The 17,070-nt window shown below is 72.0% G+C and carries 12 protein-coding genes; 4 read left to right on the forward strand and 8 right to left on the reverse strand.

The genetic code is table 11. The annotated features are described in order from the left end of the window. The first annotated feature begins 171 nt into the window (after nt 1-171). The gene (locus TR50_RS24145) at nt 172-2,280 is read left to right on the forward strand and encodes an alpha-galactosidase (RefSeq protein WP_152648595.1); all 2,109 of its coding nucleotides are present in this window, start codon (nt 172-174) and stop codon (nt 2,278-2,280) included. A 175-nt stretch (nt 2,281-2,455) separates the two neighbouring features. Next, a complete protein-coding gene (locus TR50_RS24150; RefSeq protein WP_174514853.1) occupies nt 2,456-3,364 on the forward strand; it encodes a phosphotransferase family protein in 909 nt (302 codons plus the stop codon). A 62-nt stretch (nt 3,365-3,426) separates the two neighbouring features. Here TR50_RS24150 and TR50_RS24155 read toward each other — a convergent pair whose 3' ends face one another. From TR50_RS24155 to TR50_RS24190, 8 genes are all read right to left on the reverse strand, one after another. Then, entirely contained in the window at nt 3,427-3,975 is a 549-nt protein-coding gene (locus TR50_RS24155; protein WP_042425649.1) for a GNAT family N-acetyltransferase, read from the reverse strand. A gap of 99 nt (nt 3,976-4,074) precedes the next feature. Continuing rightward, nucleotides 4,075-5,529, reverse strand: a complete 1,455-nt coding sequence (locus TR50_RS24160) for an aminopeptidase P family protein (RefSeq protein ID WP_042425652.1) — start codon at nt 5,527-5,529, stop codon at nt 4,075-4,077. A gap of 24 nt (nt 5,530-5,553) precedes the next feature. Then, nucleotides 5,554-6,888, reverse strand: a complete 1,335-nt coding sequence (locus TR50_RS24165; protein WP_052441288.1) for an aminotransferase class V-fold PLP-dependent enzyme — start codon at nt 6,886-6,888, stop codon at nt 5,554-5,556. Next, nucleotides 6,885-8,021: an ABC transporter ATP-binding protein gene (locus TR50_RS24170; protein WP_084700889.1), complete on the reverse strand. Its 1,137-nt coding sequence runs from the start codon at nt 8,019-8,021 to the stop codon at nt 6,885-6,887. Before TR50_RS24170 ends, TR50_RS24165 begins: the two co-directional genes overlap by 4 nt. Then, nucleotides 8,018-9,109 (reverse strand): ABC transporter ATP-binding protein, encoded by a 1,092-nt coding sequence (locus TR50_RS24175; protein ID WP_042425658.1) that lies wholly within the window; start codon nt 9,107-9,109, stop codon nt 8,018-8,020. Before TR50_RS24175 ends, TR50_RS24170 begins: the two co-directional genes overlap by 4 nt. Then, nucleotides 9,106-10,083 carry an ABC transporter permease gene (locus TR50_RS24180; protein WP_042425662.1) on the reverse strand — a complete coding sequence of 326 codons (978 nt, stop codon included), beginning with the start codon at nt 10,081-10,083 and terminating at the stop codon, nt 9,106-9,108. The genes TR50_RS24175 and TR50_RS24180 overlap by 4 nt, the downstream gene beginning before the upstream one ends. Nucleotides 10,084-10,137: 54 nt before the next feature. After that, nucleotides 10,138-11,886 (reverse strand): ABC transporter substrate-binding protein, encoded by a 1,749-nt coding sequence (locus TR50_RS24185; RefSeq protein ID WP_042425666.1) that lies wholly within the window; start codon nt 11,884-11,886, stop codon nt 10,138-10,140. A 49-nt stretch (nt 11,887-11,935) separates the two neighbouring features. Beyond that, nucleotides 11,936-12,931, reverse strand: coding sequence for an ABC transporter permease (locus tag TR50_RS24190; RefSeq protein ID WP_042425669.1), 996 nt, complete (start codon nt 12,929-12,931; stop codon nt 11,936-11,938). A 318-nt stretch (nt 12,932-13,249) separates the two neighbouring features. Here TR50_RS24190 and TR50_RS24195 point away from each other — a divergent pair, with 318 nt between their 5' ends. Together TR50_RS24195 and TR50_RS24200 are read left to right on the forward strand one after the other, a co-directional pair. Further along, on the forward strand, nt 13,250-14,212 hold the full coding sequence (locus TR50_RS24195; protein WP_042425674.1) for a LysR family transcriptional regulator: 963 nt from the start codon (nt 13,250-13,252) through the stop codon (nt 14,210-14,212). Between the two features lie 246 nt (nt 14,213-14,458). Next, a complete protein-coding gene (locus tag TR50_RS24200; protein WP_042425677.1) occupies nt 14,459-17,023 on the forward strand; it encodes a collagenase in 2,565 nt (854 codons plus the stop codon). Nucleotides 17,024-17,070: the final 47 nt, after the last annotated feature.

Raw genomic sequence — 17,070 nt, forward strand, 5'->3', positions numbered from 1 at the left:
TGTCGTGTGGCATGTGTCATTACACTCTCGCCGTCAACTGATGGCCTCAGCAGCGCACGTGACTGCCCACCGGCAATGATTCCCCGTCAGATGACGTTCGATTGTGTTGTTTTCCCACCCGCAAGGCGCACCACCCACCCGACCGTCCTCGCGCCCTCCGGAGCCGCAACCATGCGAGCACCCCTGCCAAGAACCGCCCGAGCCGTGCTGGCGCTGGCCCTGGCCGCACCGGCCCTGGCCTTCAGCCTCGGCGCCACCGGACTGGCCACCGCCGTCCCGGCCGTCGCCCTCGACAACGGCACCGCCCTCACCCCGCCCATGGGCTGGAACTCCTGGAACTCCTTCGGCCCGGCCATCAACGAGCAGGAGGTGAAGCAGACCATCGACTACATGTCCGCGAACGGCCTCGCCACCGCCGGGTACAACACCGTCACCATCGACGACGGCTGGTCGCTGCTGCACCGCAGCGGCCAGACCACGGACATCGTCAAGGACGCCTACGGCTCCCTCCAGCTCTACGACGCCGGCGGCAACCCCGTCAGCGGCACCGACGGCACCGGCATCGACCCCACCTCAGGCCACCTGATCCCGGACCCGGACAACTTCCCCTCCCAGACGGTCGACGGACAGACCGTCAACGGGATCCAGTACCTGGCCTGGTACGCGCACAGCAAGGGCATGAAGTTCGGCCTGTACGCCACCGACACCTACACCACCTGCCAGGGCCACCCCGGCAGCCTCGGCCACGAGGCCGTCGACGCGAGCGACTTCGTCTCCTGGGGCGTCGACTTCGTCAAGTACGACGACTGTCCGTACGGCCCGCCCATCACGGGGCCCGACGGGCACGACTACGGCACCCAGGGCGAGGGCAAGGAGCTGACGCAGTCCATCTACGCCCGCGTCCAGACCTTCCAGAAGGCCCTCGACGCCGCCTCCGCCGCGCAGGGCCGCCCGAAGGTCGCCCTCAGCGTCTCCGCGCAGCCCGTCCACACCGGGCTCCCCTACCTCCAGGACCCGAACGACCCGGCGCGCACCGACCCCGTCGTCGCGGCCGGCACACAGCCCTACCAGGCCCCCGGCTACGCGCCGACCGGCGTGTGGTGCGGGCAGGTCGCCAACCTTTGCCGGATCGGCGGCGACCGCGACAGCGAACTGGACGGCGTGCTCTACCAGGGCCAGTTGCAGACCGCGCTGCAGTACCGCGGCAACGTCCGCCCCGGCAGCTGGAACGACATGGACATGATGTTCGCCGGCTGGCAGGACCCGTACGGCCTGTGGGGCACCACCGACACCTGCTCCTGCCACAAGCCGTTCACCGACACCGAGTCGCAGACCGAGATCTCGATCCTGTCCATGATGGCGGCGCCGCTGATCTCCGGCGCGGACTTCCGCACCGCCGCGGACTCCCAGCACAGCTACGACGGCTACACCTGGTCCACCGGCATCTCCTCCTCGGCGCTCGCGCTCTACGAGAACCGCGACGTCATCGCCGTCGACCAGGACAGCCTCGCCAAGCCCGCCACCCTGGTGGGCGACCCGCCGAACTCCAGCACCGCGCCCGTCGTCCTCCAGCGCCAACTCGCAGGCGGCGACACCGCCGTCCTGCTGGTCAACCAGGACCCGAGCAACACCCAGACCGTCACCACCAGCCTCGCCGCGCTGGGCCTCCCCAGCCCCGGCTACTCCGCCAAGAACCTGTGGACCGGCGCCACCGGCGAGTTCACCACCGCAAGCGGATCGGGCGGCGGGACGATCAGCGCCTCCGTGCCCCCGCACGGCGCGGTGCTCTACCGGCTGTCGCCGCTGCCGACGACGGTCCCGGCCACGGTCGTCGACGACGGCAGGTACCACTCCCTCAGCACCGGCGCCGGCACGGGCGGCCTGGTCCTGGAGGCGTCCGGGACGTGCAGCGCGCCGGTGACCTCCGTGGCGGACCTCAACACCTGGTGGCCCAGCCACACCTCGGAGCAGTGGACCTTCACCAGCAACCCCGACGGCACCGTCCGCATCAGCGACGACTGCGACACCTCCACCCAGGTCCACACCGTCCTCGCGGCGGGCACCAGCGCGGGCGACTCCGCCTACCTGCTCAACTACTCGGCGGGCAACCCCTGGCAGGAGTGGCGCGTCGTCCAGAACACCGCCACCGGCGCACTGACCGTCACCAACGTCGCCACCGGCCTCGCCCTCGACACCGCCGGCACCGCCGCCGGCAGCACCGTCGTCACCAACTCCCCCAACCCGTCCGCCCCCGGCCAGTCCTGGAGCCTCGTCTCCTGACCCCGCCCGGCACTGGACGGCCTCTCGTCGCCCGTTGACCGGGGAACCCCACCTGTTCAACGGGCCACGAAGGGCTCCGTCGGCGCGCTAGCCTTCGTTCGTGATCGAAGGTGGGGGCGGGCAGCGACTCGACGGCGATCTCGGGCATCCGTGTTGGGGTGCGACGCGATCGTGGGTGGAGAAACGCCTCGCTGACGGGGAGCGGATAGCGGGCGCCGAGCATCTGCGCGGTGGGTGGACCTCGGAGATGCGCAGGCTGCGCGTCGACGGGCCGGGCGGCCGGAGGGACCTCGTGCTGCGGTCCTTCGTGAAGCCCTTCTACGTCCGGCACGCGGAGGGCCTGCTGACCCGCGAAGCGGCGGTCCTGCGGCTGCTCGGTCCGACGGACGTGCCCGCGGCGACGCTCGTGGACGTGGACGCGACCGCGACGCACTGCGACCACCCGTCCCTGCTGATGTCGCTGTTGCCCGGGTCCGTCCGGTTGGACGACCGGGACGCCGAGCGCCGGGCCGATCTGATGGCCGAGCAGTTGGTGCGCATCCACCGGGTCGAGGTCGCCGACGAGACGAGGCCGCGGGCCTGGCAGGCTTGGACGTCGCCGGAGCGGGTGACGCTCCCGCAGCACACGGCGCGGCCGGACCTCTGGCAGCGGGCCGTCGAGGTCATCCGGCAGGATCCGCCCGCTCTGCGGCCTTGTTTCCTGCACCGGGACTTCCATCCGGGCAACGTCCTCTTCGAGGGCGCGGGGGACGACGTCCGGATCAGCGGTGTGGTCGACTGGGTGGAGACCTCGTGGGGACCCGCCGACCTCGACGTCGCTCACTGCTCGACCGCCCTGTCCCTGCTCCACGGCGTCCCCCTGGGGATGACCTTCGCGGACCGTTACCTCGCCGCCGGAGGCAGCCTCGCCGAGCAGCGCGCGGCGCACCTGTACTGGCGGCTCATCGACGCCCTGGCCTTCGCCCCGGACGCGGAGAAGGTCGCCGTCCCCTGGCGCGAACTCGGCCGCGCAGATCTGACTCCCGCCCTCCTGGGCGGCAGGCTCGAGGAGTACCTGCACGACCTGTTCGACCGCTACGCGTAGACCGTCGCGGCCCGCCGTTCGGGCCGACGGCACGCAGTTCGGTCGCTCCGCTGATGCGACCGTCAACGCGCGGCGAGGGCCTGCGGGGACCACGCGCCGAACCACTGCTCGGCGCCGTACTGCTCGAACCGCGACACCTCGGTGAACCCCAGCTTCGCCGCGACGCGCATCGAGCTCCCGTTGGCGGTCTGGGTGGTGAGGACGACAGGCTCGCCGGGAACGGTGCGGGCGAACCAGGCGAGTGCCGCTGCGGCCGCCTCGGCGGCGTAGCCGTGGCCCCAGGCGCTCGGCAGCAGGAGGTAGCCGAGCTCGGCCTCGCCTCCCTGCGGGAGGACGCGGCCCAGACGCTCGGGGTCGCGGCGGTCGAGCGTGACGACGCCGATCACCGCTGCGTCGAGCTCGATCACGAAGAAGCCGGGTCGCCGTCCCGGTATCTCCGGCACCGCGCGTTCGAGCTCGTCACGCGGTCGGGCGCCGCCGATGTAGGTGCCCACCTCAGGCGAGGCGAACAACTCGATGAGCGCCGCACGGTCCCGGGCTTCGGACTCACGGAGGACGAGCCGTTCGGTCGTGATCGGGGCGGGCGGCCAGGCGACGGTTCCAAGATCCATGGTGACCAAACTATCGTGCGCCCGCCGGACCGGAGGCCCGAAAGCGCCGAGGTCAGGAAGCGGACTGCCCCCGGAGCCGCAGGCTCCGGGGGCAGTCGATCAGGCGGACCGCAGGGCCGTCGTCCAGGCTTCGACCTCGTCCGGGTGGCGTGGCAGGCCGGAGGAGAGGCACTCGACGCCGTCGGCCGTGACGACGAAGTCGTCCTCGATGCGCATGCCGATGCCGCGCAGCTCCTCGGGGATGGTCAGGTCGTCGGGCTGGAAGTACAGGCCCGGTTCGACGGTGAGGACGTGGCCGGGCTCCAGCACCCCGCCCAGGTAGTTCTCGGTGCGGGCGCTGGCGCAGTCGTGGCAGTCCAGACCGAGCATGTGGCCCGAGCCGCACAGGGTGTAGCGGCGGTAGCGGTCCGCGGCGGGCGTGGTGGCGCTGTCCGCGCTGGGGCGCAGGCCCCAGGAGTCGAGGCCCTCGGCGATGACCCGCATCGCGGCCTCGTGGAAGTCGCCGAACCGCGCTCCCGGCCGCACCGCCGCGATGCCCGCCGACTGGGCGGCGAAGACCAGGTCGTAGACGCGGCGTTGGACGTCGGTGAACCGTCCGCTGACCGGGATCGTCCGGCTGACGTCGCCGGTGTAGAAGGAGTCCGCCTCCACGCCGGCGTCCAGCAGCAGCGCGTCACCCTCCCGCACGGGTCCGTCGTTGCGCATCCAGTGCAGGGCGCAGGCGTGCGCCCCGGCTGCCGCGATGGTCTCGAAGCCGAGCCCGTAACCCTCCAGCCGGGCCGCGCGGTTGAACGTGCCCTCGATCCAGCGCTCGCCCCGGGCAAGGGCGGTGGCGCGGGGCAGCTCGCGGGCGACGTCGTGGAAGCCGGCGACCGTGAACCCCACGGCGGCGCGCAGTTGCGCGATCTCCCACTCGTCCTTGACGAGCCGCAACTCCGAGAGGAAGGTACGCAGTTCGGTCTCATCGCGGGTGTTCTCCGGCACGAGGGAGTCGACCAGCGCGTCCTCGCCGCGCAGCACGCGCGTCGGGGTGTCCCCGGCGAGCGCCCGCTCCAGCGTGTCGCGTGGGGCCACCTCGAGGCCCAGCGCGTCGGCGGTCTCGGCGAGGGTCCGGCGCCGGCCGATCCAGAACTCGCCGTGGCGGCGGTCGCTGTAGAACTCCGCGCCGTTCGGGCCGCCGTCGCGCGGCGAGCGCCCGCGGGTGAACAGCAGCACCGTGTGCCCCTGCCCGGTGGGCTCGAAGACGAGCACGCTGTCGGGGATCGCGTCGGCCGCCTGCTCGGCGGTGAGGTGGACGAAGGCGGTGTGGGGCCGGAACGGGTAGTCGAAGTCGTTGCTGCGGATCTTGAAACCGCCGGACGGGATGACGATCCGCTCGCCCGGGAAGCGGTCGGACACCGCCGCCCGCCGCCTCGCCGCGTAGTCCGCGCCGGACGTCCGCGGCACCTTCAGGTCCGTGTCCTGCCAACCCTCCTGGAAGGACGCGGCCAACGCGGCCGACACCGCACGATCGTGACTGCTGAGGCCGCGCGGCTCGTCGCCTCGTCGGTCCATGGAACTCCTCCAACTCGTTCGCCGTCAGTTCTGTTCTGCTGCGAGCAGCTCGTGCAGCAGCGCGGGCAGGGCACGCGCCAACTGCCGGTATTCCTCGGGGTGGTTGTAGACGTGGGCGCTGACGCGCAGCACCAGTCGGCCGTTCCAGTCGCTGACCGCCGTCTCCGCCCCCGCTCGATCGGCGATCGCCTGCTGGACCCGGTCAGGACCGGTCAGTCCTTCCGGCAGCGGCAATGCTGCCATGGACAGCAGCGGCTCGGGGGCGAACTCCCCGCCGTCCGGACCGCCGTCCGGATCGCCGGACAGGCCCTGGCCTGGGCGCAGGTCCAGCGCTCGGGCCAGCACGGCCTGCCCGTAGCCGGCCAGCGCGTTGTTGCGGGCCCGCGCCCTGGGCCAGCCGCCGAGCTCGTCGAAGAGGGCCAGCGCGGCCGGCAGGGAGAGGATCGCGCTGCTGTCGGCGGTGCCCGGCATGCTGAAGCTGTACGGGAACCCCTCCTCGTCGCGCCAGGACAGCACGGGGGCGCGCAGCGTGGGGCGGTGCTCGGGTGCGGCCCACAGGGCGGCGGCGCCGCGCGGCGCGCAGACCCACTTGTGGAAGTTGCCGGTCCAGAAGTCCGGTTGCAGCTCGTCGAGGCCGACCGGCAGCATCCCCGGCGTGTGGGCGCCGTCGACGAGCACGGCCACTCCCAGCGTGCGCAGTTCGGGCACCAGGCGCCGCACCGGGACCAGCCGGGCGGTGGGCGAGGTGACCTCGTCCAGGACGGCCAGCCGGGTCCTCGGGCCGACGGCGTCGAGCACGGCCTGGGCCAGCTGCTCGGCGGTCGCGGTCAGCGGGATCCTGACGGTGACCAGCCGGGCGCCCGCCCGCGCGCAGGCGCGGGCCGCCGCCGCGGTGACCGCGCCGTAGCCGTGGTCGGTCACCACCACCTCGTCGCCGGGCCGCAGATCGAAAGACCCGAGCACCGCGCACACGCCGGCGGTCGCGTTGGCGACCAGGGCGAGGCCGTCTGGGTCCGCGCCCAGGAAGGCCGCGGCGGCGCGGCGCGCCTCCTCGACGGCGGGCTGCCACTCCCGGCGGAAGAAGCGGACGGGGTTGGCGTCCATCCGGGCCCGCCAGCGGTCCTGCTCCTGCTGGACCGGGCGCGGCACGGCTCCGTAGGAGCCGTGGTTGAGGTGCGCGACGCCGCCGTCCAGCGGCCACAGCGCACGGACGGCGGACGGGTCCAGGTCCAGGTCCCAGCTCCCGTCCCAGTCCCAAACCCCGTTCCAGTCCTGGTCCTGGTCCTGGTCCGCGCCCGGGTCCGGATTCGGATTCGGATTCGAGGGCGGTGCGGCGAGGTCGGGCAGGGGCCCGGTCATGACGCGGCCACCCCGGGGAAGTGACAGGCCACCAGGTGCCCGGCCCCGGCTCCGGCGCCGTCCGGCGTGCGCGGGGCCGGTTCCTCCCGGGCGCACAGCTCCTGGGCCCGCGGGCAGCGGGTGCGGAACCGGCAGCCGGACGGGGGGTCGAGCGGGCTGGGCACGTCCCCGGTCAGCCGGATCCGCCCGGAGCCGCCGACCGCGCCGTGCCGTGGGCCGGACGGCGGGTCCGGCTCGGGGACCGCCGACAGCAGCGCCTGGGTGTAGGGGTGCTGGGGCGCGCGGTACAGCTCGTCGCGTGGCGCGGTCTCGACGACCTTGCCGAGGTACATCACCGCCACCCGCTGCGAGAAGTGCCGCACCACCGCGAGGTCGTGGGCGATGAAGACGAAGGCGATGCCGAGGTCCCGGCGCAGCCGTTGCAGCAGGTTCACCACCTGGGCCTGGATCGACACGTCCAGGGCCGAGACCGGTTCGTCGGCCACGATCACCTTCGGCTCCAGGGCCAGGGAGCGGGCGATGCCGACGCGTTGGCGCTGTCCGCCGGAGAACTCGTGCGGGAACCGGTTGTAGTGCTCGGGGCTCAGGCCGACCGTCTCCAGCAGCTCCTGGACCCGGGCCCGCCGACCGCCGGGCGGGTTGATCCGGTGCACCTCCAGCGGGGTCGAGACGATCTCGCCCACGGTCTGGCGGGGGTTGAGCGAGGCGTACGGGTCCTGGAAGACCATCTGGATCTGCGAGCGGACCGGCGCGAGCTGCTTGCGTGAGGCGTGGGTGATGTCGACGCCCTGGTAGCGCAGCACGCCCGCGGTGGGCTCCAGCAAGCGCGTGAGCAGCCTCCCGGCGGTGGATTTGCCGCAGCCGGACTCGCCGACCACGCCCAGGCTCTCGCCCGCGTGCAGGGTCAGGTCGATGCCGTCCACGGCGCGCAGCACCGGACGGGTGTCACGGCGGGACGGCCACAGGCCGCCGCCCTGCACCGGGAAGTGCTTGGCGAGGCCCACGGCCTGCAACAGCGGCTCGGCCGACGCGGGCACGGCCGAGCCGGACACGCCCGGCGCGGGCTCGGCTGCGGCGCCGGCGGAGACGGAGGCGCCGGATGTCGTGCTCGGCACGGAGGAGGGCAGGGTCATGGGGTCGTCCCTTGGTTCCGGCGGGTGTCGTTCGATTCCGGCGTGGCGAGGGGGTCCGCTGCGCTCAGGTGGCAGGCGACGGCGTGGCCGCCCTCGGCGACCAGCTCCGGGCGCAGGCGGCCGCACAGGTCGTCCGGCAGCTGGGCCCGGGACTGGCAGCGCGGGTGGAAGGCGCAGCCGCCCGGCACGGCCAGCAGGCTCGGCGGGCTGCCCGGAACCGGCTTCAGCGGCACGTCCACCGCGCTGTCCAACCGGGGCACCGACTCCAGCAGGCCCCTGGTGTAGGGGTGTCGGGGCTCGGCGAGCACCTGGGTGACGGAACCGTGCTCCACGCTGCGGCCCGCGTACATCACCAGCACGTCGTCGGCGATGCCCGCGATCACGCCCAGGTCGTGGGTGATCAGCACGATCGAGGTGTGGAACTGCTGCTGGACCTCGGCGAGCAGTTCCAGGATCTGCGCCTGGACGGTGACGTCCAGCGCGGTCGTGGGCTCGTCCGCGATCAGCAGGTCCGGGTCGCAGCACAGGGCCATGGCGATCATCACCCGCTGGCGCATGCCGCCGGAGAACTGGTGCGGGTAGTCCTTGGCCCTCGTCTGCGGGGAGGGGATCCCGACGAGGGCGAGCATCTGCACCGCCCGCTCCCCCGCCGCCCGGCGGCTGCACCGGGTGTGCCGCCGGTAGGTCTCGGCGATCTGGTCGCCGACGCTGTAGTAGGGGGACAGCGCGGTCAGCGCGTCCTGGAAGACCATCGCCATGCGGCTGCCGCGCAGGCCGCGCAGCCGCGCCTCGTCGGCGCCGACCAGTTCGACGCCGTCGAGGCGGATGCTGCCGCCGACGCGGGTGCGGGCGCGGTCGTGCAGGCCGAGCACGGCCAGGGAGGTCACGGACTTGCCCGAGCCGGACTCGCCGACGATGCCGAGGGTGCGGCCCCGCTCCAGCGAGAACGACAGCCCGTCGACGGCCTGGACCGGGCCGTCCTCGGTGGAGAAGCGCACGGAGAGGTCGCGGACGTCGAGGAACGGCGCGCCGCCGCCGGCGGCGCGGTCGTCCGTGCTGGGGCCGGTGTTGACGGTCGCAGGGTTCACAGCGCACGCACCCGTGGGTCGATGACGGCGTAGCAGGCGTCCACGGCGATGTTGGCGAGCACCATGGCCGTGGAGGCGGCCAGGACCGTGCCCATCATCATCGGCAGGTCGGAGTCGGCGACCGAGTCCACGGCCAGCTTGCCGATGCCGGGGATGTTGAAGGTCGTCTCGGTGATCAGTGCGCCGCCGAGGAAGAGGCCGAGGTCGATGCCGAACATGGTGACCACCGGGGTCATCGCGCCCCGCCAGGCGTGTTTGACGTAGACGCCCCAGGGGCCGAGTCCCTTGGCCCGGACGGCCCGTACGTACTCCTCGCCCAGGCTCTCCAGCATCGAGGAGCGGGTGAAGCGCGCGTAGGTGGCGACGTTGACGACCGCCAGGGTGATCCAGGGCAGCAGCATCCCGCCGGCCCAGCCGGTGAGCGAGGCGCCGGGCGAGGTGTAGCCGGGCAGCGGCAGCCAGGCCAACTGGTCGACGAGGATGTAGCGCACGACGATGCCGAAGAAGTAGATCTGCATCGACGCTCCGACCAGGGCGAACCCCATGGCCACCTTGTCGGGCGCCTTGCCGCGCCGCAGCGCGGCGATCATCCCCGCTCCGACTCCGAAGGCCAGCACCAGGACCGCCGCGCCCAGCGCCACCGAGGCGGTCGCCGGGAAGCGGTTGAGCAGCGTCTGCAGCACGGGCTGCCCGTTGACGAACGAGTAGCCGAGGCAGGGCGCGGGGCAGGACGCGGTGCCGAAGGTCCGGCCGGCGAAGATGCCGACGAGGAACCGCCAGTACTGCACCGGGACGGGGGCGTCGACGCCCATGTTGTGGCGGATCGTGGCGAGCAGCTGCGGGGTGCACTGCTTGCCGCAGGCCAGCACCGCGGGGTCGGACGGCAGGGCGAAGAACAGCAGGTAGGTGACGGCGCTGACGACCAGGAGGATCAGGGCCGCACTCACGGTTCGGCGGATCAGGAAGCGCAGCACGAGTGCTCCGTTGGAGGGATGGGGATCAGGCGGGAGGGCGCGGTCGGCGGGCGGTCACTTGACGTAGACGTCGAGCGGGTAGACCGTGCCGATGAAGCCGAGGTGCACGCCGCCGAGCCCGGGGCCGTAGAGCGAGACCTGGCGCAGGTCGACCCAGGGGATGATCGGCGCCTCGCCCATGATCTTCTTGTCGAGCGCGGCCCAGTCCTTGTCCTGCTGGGCGAGGTCGGTCTCGGCGTTGATCTTGTCGATCTGGGCGTTGACCGCCGGGTCGTTGAACAGCATGGTGTCGGCGCCGTCGGGGGCGATCAGCCGGCCGTCGAAGATCGGGGCGATGACGGTGTCGGCGCTCGGCCAGTCCGGCCCCCAGCCGGCGGCGTACAGGTCGAAGGTGTTGTCGACGTTGCCGATCTCGTCGTAGTAGTCCTTGTCGTCCACGCCGTGGGTGACCACGTGGAAGCCCGCCTGGCCCAGGGCGCTCGCCACGGCGACGGCGGCCTGCTGCCACTGCCCGGTGTTCGCGAAGGCGAAGACGATGGTCGGGTGCGGGTTGCTGCTCTGCGCGAGCAGTTTGCGCGCGGCGGCCGGGTCCCCGGTGACGGGGGCGTGGTAGAGGTCGTACGGCTGGAAGCCGTTGGTGACCGGGGAGAGGATGGTGTTGGAGTAGTCCCCGTAGAGCGGGCCGCCGAAGATCTGGCGGACCTGCTGGCGGGGGAAGGCCATCAGCAGCGCCTGACGGATCTTCACGTCGGTGATGCGGCGGTCGTTGATGTCGAAGTAGGTGCTGAAGGGCGAGACCTGGTCGACGGTGCGGGCCCGCAGGGAGGGGGTGCCCAGGACCTGTTCGGCGACGTCGCCGGTGACCTGCGCGTTGAAGGTCATCGCGGTGCTGTCGGCGCCGTTGGCGGCGATGAGGCGCTGGTCGATGTCGAGGCTCTGGCCGCCGAACTCGAACTTCCACTGGTCGGGGTAGGCGTGGCGGACCGGGTCGGTGGCCTGGCTCCAGCCGGCGCTGCGGGCCAGCACCAGGGACTTGTCGGCGTCGTGGCTGACGATCCGGTAGGGCCCGGAGGAGAACGGGTCCATGTCGAACGCCTGCTTGGTGTCGTGCGCCTTGGGGACGGGGCTGTACGCCTGCATGGCCACGGCGTAGGGGAAGTCGGCGTGCGCGCTCTTGAGGTGGAAGACGATGGTCCGCGCGTCGGGGACTTCGATGGCGGGCAGGTCCTGGCCGTTCCAGGGGCCGGGGTAGGCGCTGGAGTAGTTCGCCTGGCCGGTGAGCCAGGTCTGCAGGTAGTTCGGCCCGCCGCTGAGCGTGGCCTCGAAGGTGCGCTCGATGCCGTACTTGACGTCCTGGGCGGTGATCGGCGAGCCGTCCTGGTACTTCAGGCCCTGCTTGAGCGTGTAGGTCCAGGTGCGGCCGCCGTCGGAGCTGACGCCGGTGTCGGTCGCGAGGTCGCCGACGAGCTTGGTGACGCCGCCCGCGTACTGGTAGCTGGTCAGTTGGCGGGTGAGCAGCAGGTCCACGGTCTGGTTCGGGGCGGAGTAGACGCGGGCCGGGTCCATGTGGCTGAAGTCGGTGGTCTGCAGCACGGTGACGGTCCCGCCGGACTTGGCGCCGGGGACGGCGGGGTCGGGGCCGGTGGAGTCGGCGGAGGTGCCCAGGGTGACGGCCTGCTTGACGACCGGGGCCGAGGCGAGCTTGGTCGCGTCGGCGGCCTTGCTGCCGGAGCAGGCGGTGGCGGTGACGAGCGTTCCGGCGGCCACGGCCGTGGCGAGCAGGCGCAGGGCGTGTCTGTTCATCGGGTGTCCTTGCGGTTCGGGGTTCGAGGGGGCCTGGGACCGGGCGGGGTCAGCGGTTCGACTTGGGGTCCAGCGCGTCGCGCACGGAGTCGCCGAGCAGGTTGAAGGCCAGCACGAAGATCAGCATCGCGAGGCCGGGGAAGAGCATGTAGCTGAAGTCGGCGGAGTAGACCTGGGCGCCTCGCTGGATCATGCGGCCCCAGTCGGGCGTGGGCTCGACCATGCCCGCGCCCAGGAAGGACAGGGCCGCTTCGGTGGTGACGTAGGCGGGCACGGCGAGCGAGGCGGAGATGAGGATGGGCGTCCACAGGTTCGGCAGCAGTTCCCGGAAGACGATCCGGGTCGGCGACACGCCGATCACGCGGGCGGACTGGACGAACTCCCGCTCGCGCAGCGAGAGCACCTGGCCGCGCACCAGCCGGGCGGTGGCCGCCCAGCCGAAGGCGGTGAGCACCAGGACGACGGTCGTGGCGCGCAGCCAGGTGGGGACCTCCTGGGTGGGTTTGACGAAGGCCGCCTGGGCGACGGGGATGAAGGCGACGAAGAAGAGGGTGGCGGGGAAGCAGAGGATCACGTCGATCACGCGTCCCACCGCGTAGTCGACGGCCCCGCCCGCGTAGCCGGCGACGATGCCGACGAGGGTGCCGATCACGGTCACCAGGGCGACGACGGCCAGCGAGATCAGCAGCGAGGTGCGGATCCCGTAGACCAGCTGCATGAAGACGTCGCGTCCGAGGCCCGGTTCGACGCCGAGCCAGAAGTGGCTGCTCATGCCGCCCATGGGGCCGGTCGGATAGCCGAAGTCGTCGAGCAGCCCCGGCTGGTTCTGGCCGTAGGTGGTGTACGGGTCCTTGCCGTAGAGCCAGGAGATGACGGGGGCGCCGAGGCCGACCAGGAAGAACAGGCCGACCACGGCGGCGGAGGCGACGCCGACGCGGTCGCGGCGGAACCGGCGCCAGGCGAGCTTGGCGGGAGAGCGCCCTTGCGGGAGCGCCGTCGGTTCGGTGGCCTCCGGGACGGGGGCGTCCGCGAGGAGCGAGGTCATGGTGGGTCCCCAGGGGGCGAAGACGAGGGGCGAAAGGGCAGCAGAAGTATCAGTGCAATGTCACGTTGCTCTGCCCTGCGCATGACTGTGTCGCCACCAGGGGGAGGCAGTCAAGATGCGATCGGGGACCGGCTCTGATTGATCTTGGAGCGGCCCGGCCGTCGTCGCCGTCCCGCAGCGCCCCGTGCCCGGTCAGGGGCTTGACGCTGCATCAGTCGGGCGCGATCGTATGTGGCAAGCCCCTGACATGTTATGTGTGCCATGGCATGCGCTCTTTCGGGCAGCCCGACCGGTCGGCCGCGCACAGGAGGGCACCGCGTGGAGCTGGAGCTCAGGCACCTGAGGGTGCTGTGCACGATCGCCGACGCCGGCAGCGTCGGCCGCGCCGCCGCGATGCTCGGCGCGTCCCAGCCCGCGACCAGCACCCAACTGCGCCGCATCGAGGCCCACCTCGGCGCGCCGGTGTTCGAGCGCACCAACTCCGGGGTGGAGCCCACCGGATTCGGCATCGAGGTGCTGGCCGCGGCGCGTGACCTGCTCGCCAGAGCCGAGGACCTGGGCCGCCAGGCGGCCGCCGGCGCCTCCCCGGCCAGCCGCCGCGAGCTGCGGCTGGCCGCGACCAACTCGCCGATGCTGCCCGGCCTGCTGACCCGGATGCGCAGCCGCCTGCCGGAGCTGCGCATCACCGTGAGCAGCGTCTACCGCTCCTCCGACATCGTCGAACTGCTGGAGCGGGGCAGCCTGGACGCGGCGATCGCCGTGGACTACCCCGGCCTGGAGCTGCGGCACTCGGACGCCGTCCGCCATCGCGGCATCGTCACCGAGCCGACCTTCGTCGCCCTGTCCGCCGGGCACCGGCTGCGCAACCGCCCCGAGGTGGCGCTCGCCGAACTGGCCGACGAGCCCTGGTTCGTCACCCCCGACGACGGGGCCGGCTGGCCTGGGGTCTTCTACGACGCCTGTGCCGCGGCGGGTTTCGCACCGGCGGCGGTGCACGAGTTCCTCGGCGACCGCACCGAGCTCCGGGACATGATCGCGGCCGGTCTGGGCGTCTCCACGGTGCAGGCGACCGCCCGGCCGCATCCCGCCGTCGCGATCAAGTCGCTGGCCGGCACCCCGCTGCGGGCCAGGTACGTGCTCGCCTGGCGGCCCGCGGAGGTGGGCGGCGAGCTGGCCGAGACGCTGCACGGCGCGGCGACCGCGGCCTACCGGGAGCTGACGGCGGCTTCGCCGCACTTCGAGACCTGGGCCGCCCGGACCTACTGGGGCGCCCGCCCGTAGGCGGCCCGTTCGCGAAGCGGACGCGCGCCAGGACCCGCGCCGTACCCGTGCCCCGTACCCGTGCCCCGTACCCGTGCCCGGCCCGGCCCGGTGTTATGGCTCGGGCGACGAGCTCATATGACCTGTCACATTGTATCGGCCCGTGGCCGGTGGCACGCTTCACCTCGCGTTCCCCCGCACGTCGAACCGAATGCTCCACAGATCCACTCCCCCACCGGATGTGACCCCCACTCAGAAGGGCCAGCAGTGCGCCTGCGCATACCCCTCCGCACCCTCGCGGCCGGCGTCGCCGCCAGCTGCGTCACCGCCACCTTCCTCCTGCCGGCCTCGGCGGCCGTCGCCTCCCCGGCCCCCACGACCGCCAAGGCGCCCACGACGGCCAAGGCCCCCGGACACGGGCACGCCGCGCCGACCGCCCCCAAGCCGCTCGGCGCCACCCCCACCGGCACGACCTCCTCCTCCTCCTCCTCTGACACCGCCGCCCCCACCGCCGCTCCGCTGACCCCGGCTCAGCTGGCCCAGGCACAGCGCCCCCTGCCGTCCGCCGCCTCCCACCAGCCGTCGAAGACCTCCCGCAAGGCAGCCGCCGACACCGCGAGCTGCATCCCCGCGGACTTCGCCACCCGCACCGGCAGCGCGCTGGTCTCCTTCGTCGAGGGCTCGACCACCGACTGCGTCAACACGCTCTTCAACCTCACCGGCAGCGACGCGGGCGCGGCGCTGAAGGAATCGCAGATGCTCACCGTCGCGAACGCCTACCAGGCGCTGGCGTCCCACTACACCGGCGACGACTCGACCGGCATCTGGCAGCTGGAGCTCTTCCTGCGGGCCGGCTGGTACGTGCAGTCCAACGACCCGGCCGACGTGGGAAGTTACGACGCCGCCCTGACCTCGGCCAACCAGGCGGCCCTCGACGCCTTCTTCGGCAGCGCGCACTGGCAGGACGTGACCGCGGCCAACGCGCAGGTGCTCTACGACGCGCTGGTGCTGACCGACAGCGCTAACCTCCAGGCACGCTACCTGAACGTCTACAAGCAGGTCCTGAACGGCTACACCAGCGCCGACGACTCCGTCACCGGCATGGACGCGGCCGTCAACGCCGTGCTGTTCGCGCCGCTGTGGCGCGGCAACTGGAACCCGGCCTTCGTCAGCGCGGTCGCGGCCGATCCGAGCATCCTCGCCACCATGGGCTCCTTCGCGACGAAGTACAAGGCCGGCGCCTCCGGCGCGGACGGCTTCCTGGTGGTCAACGCCGGGAACGACCTGGGCCGCGCCGCCGGTGACGGCGGCTCCGTCGGAACGGCGGCCGGCCAGCAGGTGCAGGCCGTGCTCAACGCGTCGGCGATCACCGGCGCGACCGCCCCGCTCTACGTGCACACCGCGTACGACGCCAACACCTACGACGCCGCGCACTGCTCGGTCTACGGCACCTGCAACCTGGCGGCCACGCTCACCTCGACGGTGCTCACGCACCAACTGGTCTGCGACAACCGCACCATCGAGACCGAAGCGCTCACCGCGGACCAGCTGAGCACGGTCTGCACCAGCCTGCGCGGCGAGGACGTCTTCTTCCACAACCTGGTCAAGGACAGCGGCCCGGTCAACCCGTACGGCAAGACCATCACCCTGGCCGTCTTCGCCAACCAGGCCGACTACGTCACCTACTCCTGGGCCATCTTCGGCAACGACACCGACAACGGTGGCGAGACCCTGATGGACGCGACCGACCCGAACAACCAGCCGGTCTCGGTGATGTACCAGAAGTCCTGGAACGACGGCTTCCCGGCCAACGTGTGGAACCTCAACCACGAGTACACGCACTACCTCGACGGCATCTACGACATGAAGGGCACCTTCTCCGACGAGCTGGTCGTGCCCGACATCTGGTGGATCGAGGGCGTCGCGGAGTACGAGTCCTACACCTACCGCGGCACCACCGACACCCAGGCGATGGCCGAGGCCGCCAACCACACCTACAAGCTCAGCACCATCTTCCAGAACACCTACGACAACTCCGACACGGTGCGCACCTACCCGTGGGGCTACCTCGCCGTCCGCTACATGTTCGAGAAGCACCCGGACGTGGTCCAGGCGATGCTCTCGCACTTCCGCACCGGTGACTTCCAGGGCGCCTACCAGGTCTACAACAGCATCGGCACCGGCTACGACGCCGACTTCGACAGCTGGCTCACCGCCTGCGCGGCCGGCGCCTGCTACGCCCAGGGCCCGACGGCGCTGTTCGACTCGTCCGTCAGCGGCGCCACCGTCACTCTCCACGACACCTCCGTGCAGACGGGCGGCGGCAGCATCACCGGCTGGCACTGGACCTTCGGCGACGGCAGCAGCTCCGACCAGCAGAACCCGACCCACACCTACGCGGCGGCCGGCACCTACACCGTCGACCTCACCGTGACCGACAACACCGGCCGGACCGCCAGCACCCCGGCCTCGGTCACCGTGACCGCACCCGTGACCCTGCCGACCTGCACCGACCCGCGCACCGACGCCCTGGGCCAGAACTGCTCGCGCTCCAACGTGGCGGAGACGGCCGGGAACACGGCCTACTTCTACCTCTGGCTGCCGGCCGGCACCTCCACCCTGACCGTCACCAGCGCGGGCGGGACCGGCACCGCCGCGCTCTACTACGACCCGGACACCTGGGCCTCGCCCAGCACCTTCACGGCCTCGTCCACCGGCGCCGGCACCACCGCGCAGACCCTGACCGTCACCAACACCACGGCCGGCTACCGCTACGTCAGCCTGTACGCCGTGACCGCCTTCTCCGGAGTCACCGTCAGCACCCAGTTCTGATTCCGACCCGCCCGAGACCGGCCCCGAAGCAGGCCCCAAGACCGGCC

This window comes from Streptacidiphilus anmyonensis, from assembly GCF_000787855.1.
GTDB classification, from domain to species: Bacteria; Actinomycetota; Actinomycetes; order Streptomycetales; family Streptomycetaceae; genus Streptacidiphilus; species Streptacidiphilus anmyonensis.

What these genes read in the sequence shown, in the direction of transcription:
- TR50_RS24160 (WP_042425652.1), bottom strand. Translation starts at nt 5,529, where the DNA reads ATGGACCGACGAGGCGACGAGCCGCGCGGCCTCAGCAGTCACGATCGT.
- TR50_RS24165 (WP_052441288.1), bottom strand. Translation starts at nt 6,888, where the DNA reads ATGACCGGGCCCCTGCCCGACCTCGCCGCACCGCCCTCGAATCCGAAT.
- TR50_RS24185 (WP_042425666.1), bottom strand. Translation starts at nt 11,886, where the DNA reads ATGAACAGACACGCCCTGCGCCTGCTCGCCACGGCCGTGGCCGCCGGA.
- TR50_RS24170 (WP_084700889.1), bottom strand. Translation starts at nt 8,021, where the DNA reads ATGACCCTGCCCTCCTCCGTGCCGAGCACGACATCCGGCGCCTCCGTC.
- TR50_RS24145 (WP_152648595.1), top strand. Translation starts at nt 172, where the DNA reads ATGCGAGCACCCCTGCCAAGAACCGCCCGAGCCGTGCTGGCGCTGGCC.
- TR50_RS24155 (WP_042425649.1), bottom strand. Translation starts at nt 3,975, where the DNA reads ATGGATCTTGGAACCGTCGCCTGGCCGCCCGCCCCGATCACGACCGAA.
- TR50_RS24190 (WP_042425669.1), bottom strand. Translation starts at nt 12,931, where the DNA reads ATGACCTCGCTCCTCGCGGACGCCCCCGTCCCGGAGGCCACCGAACCG.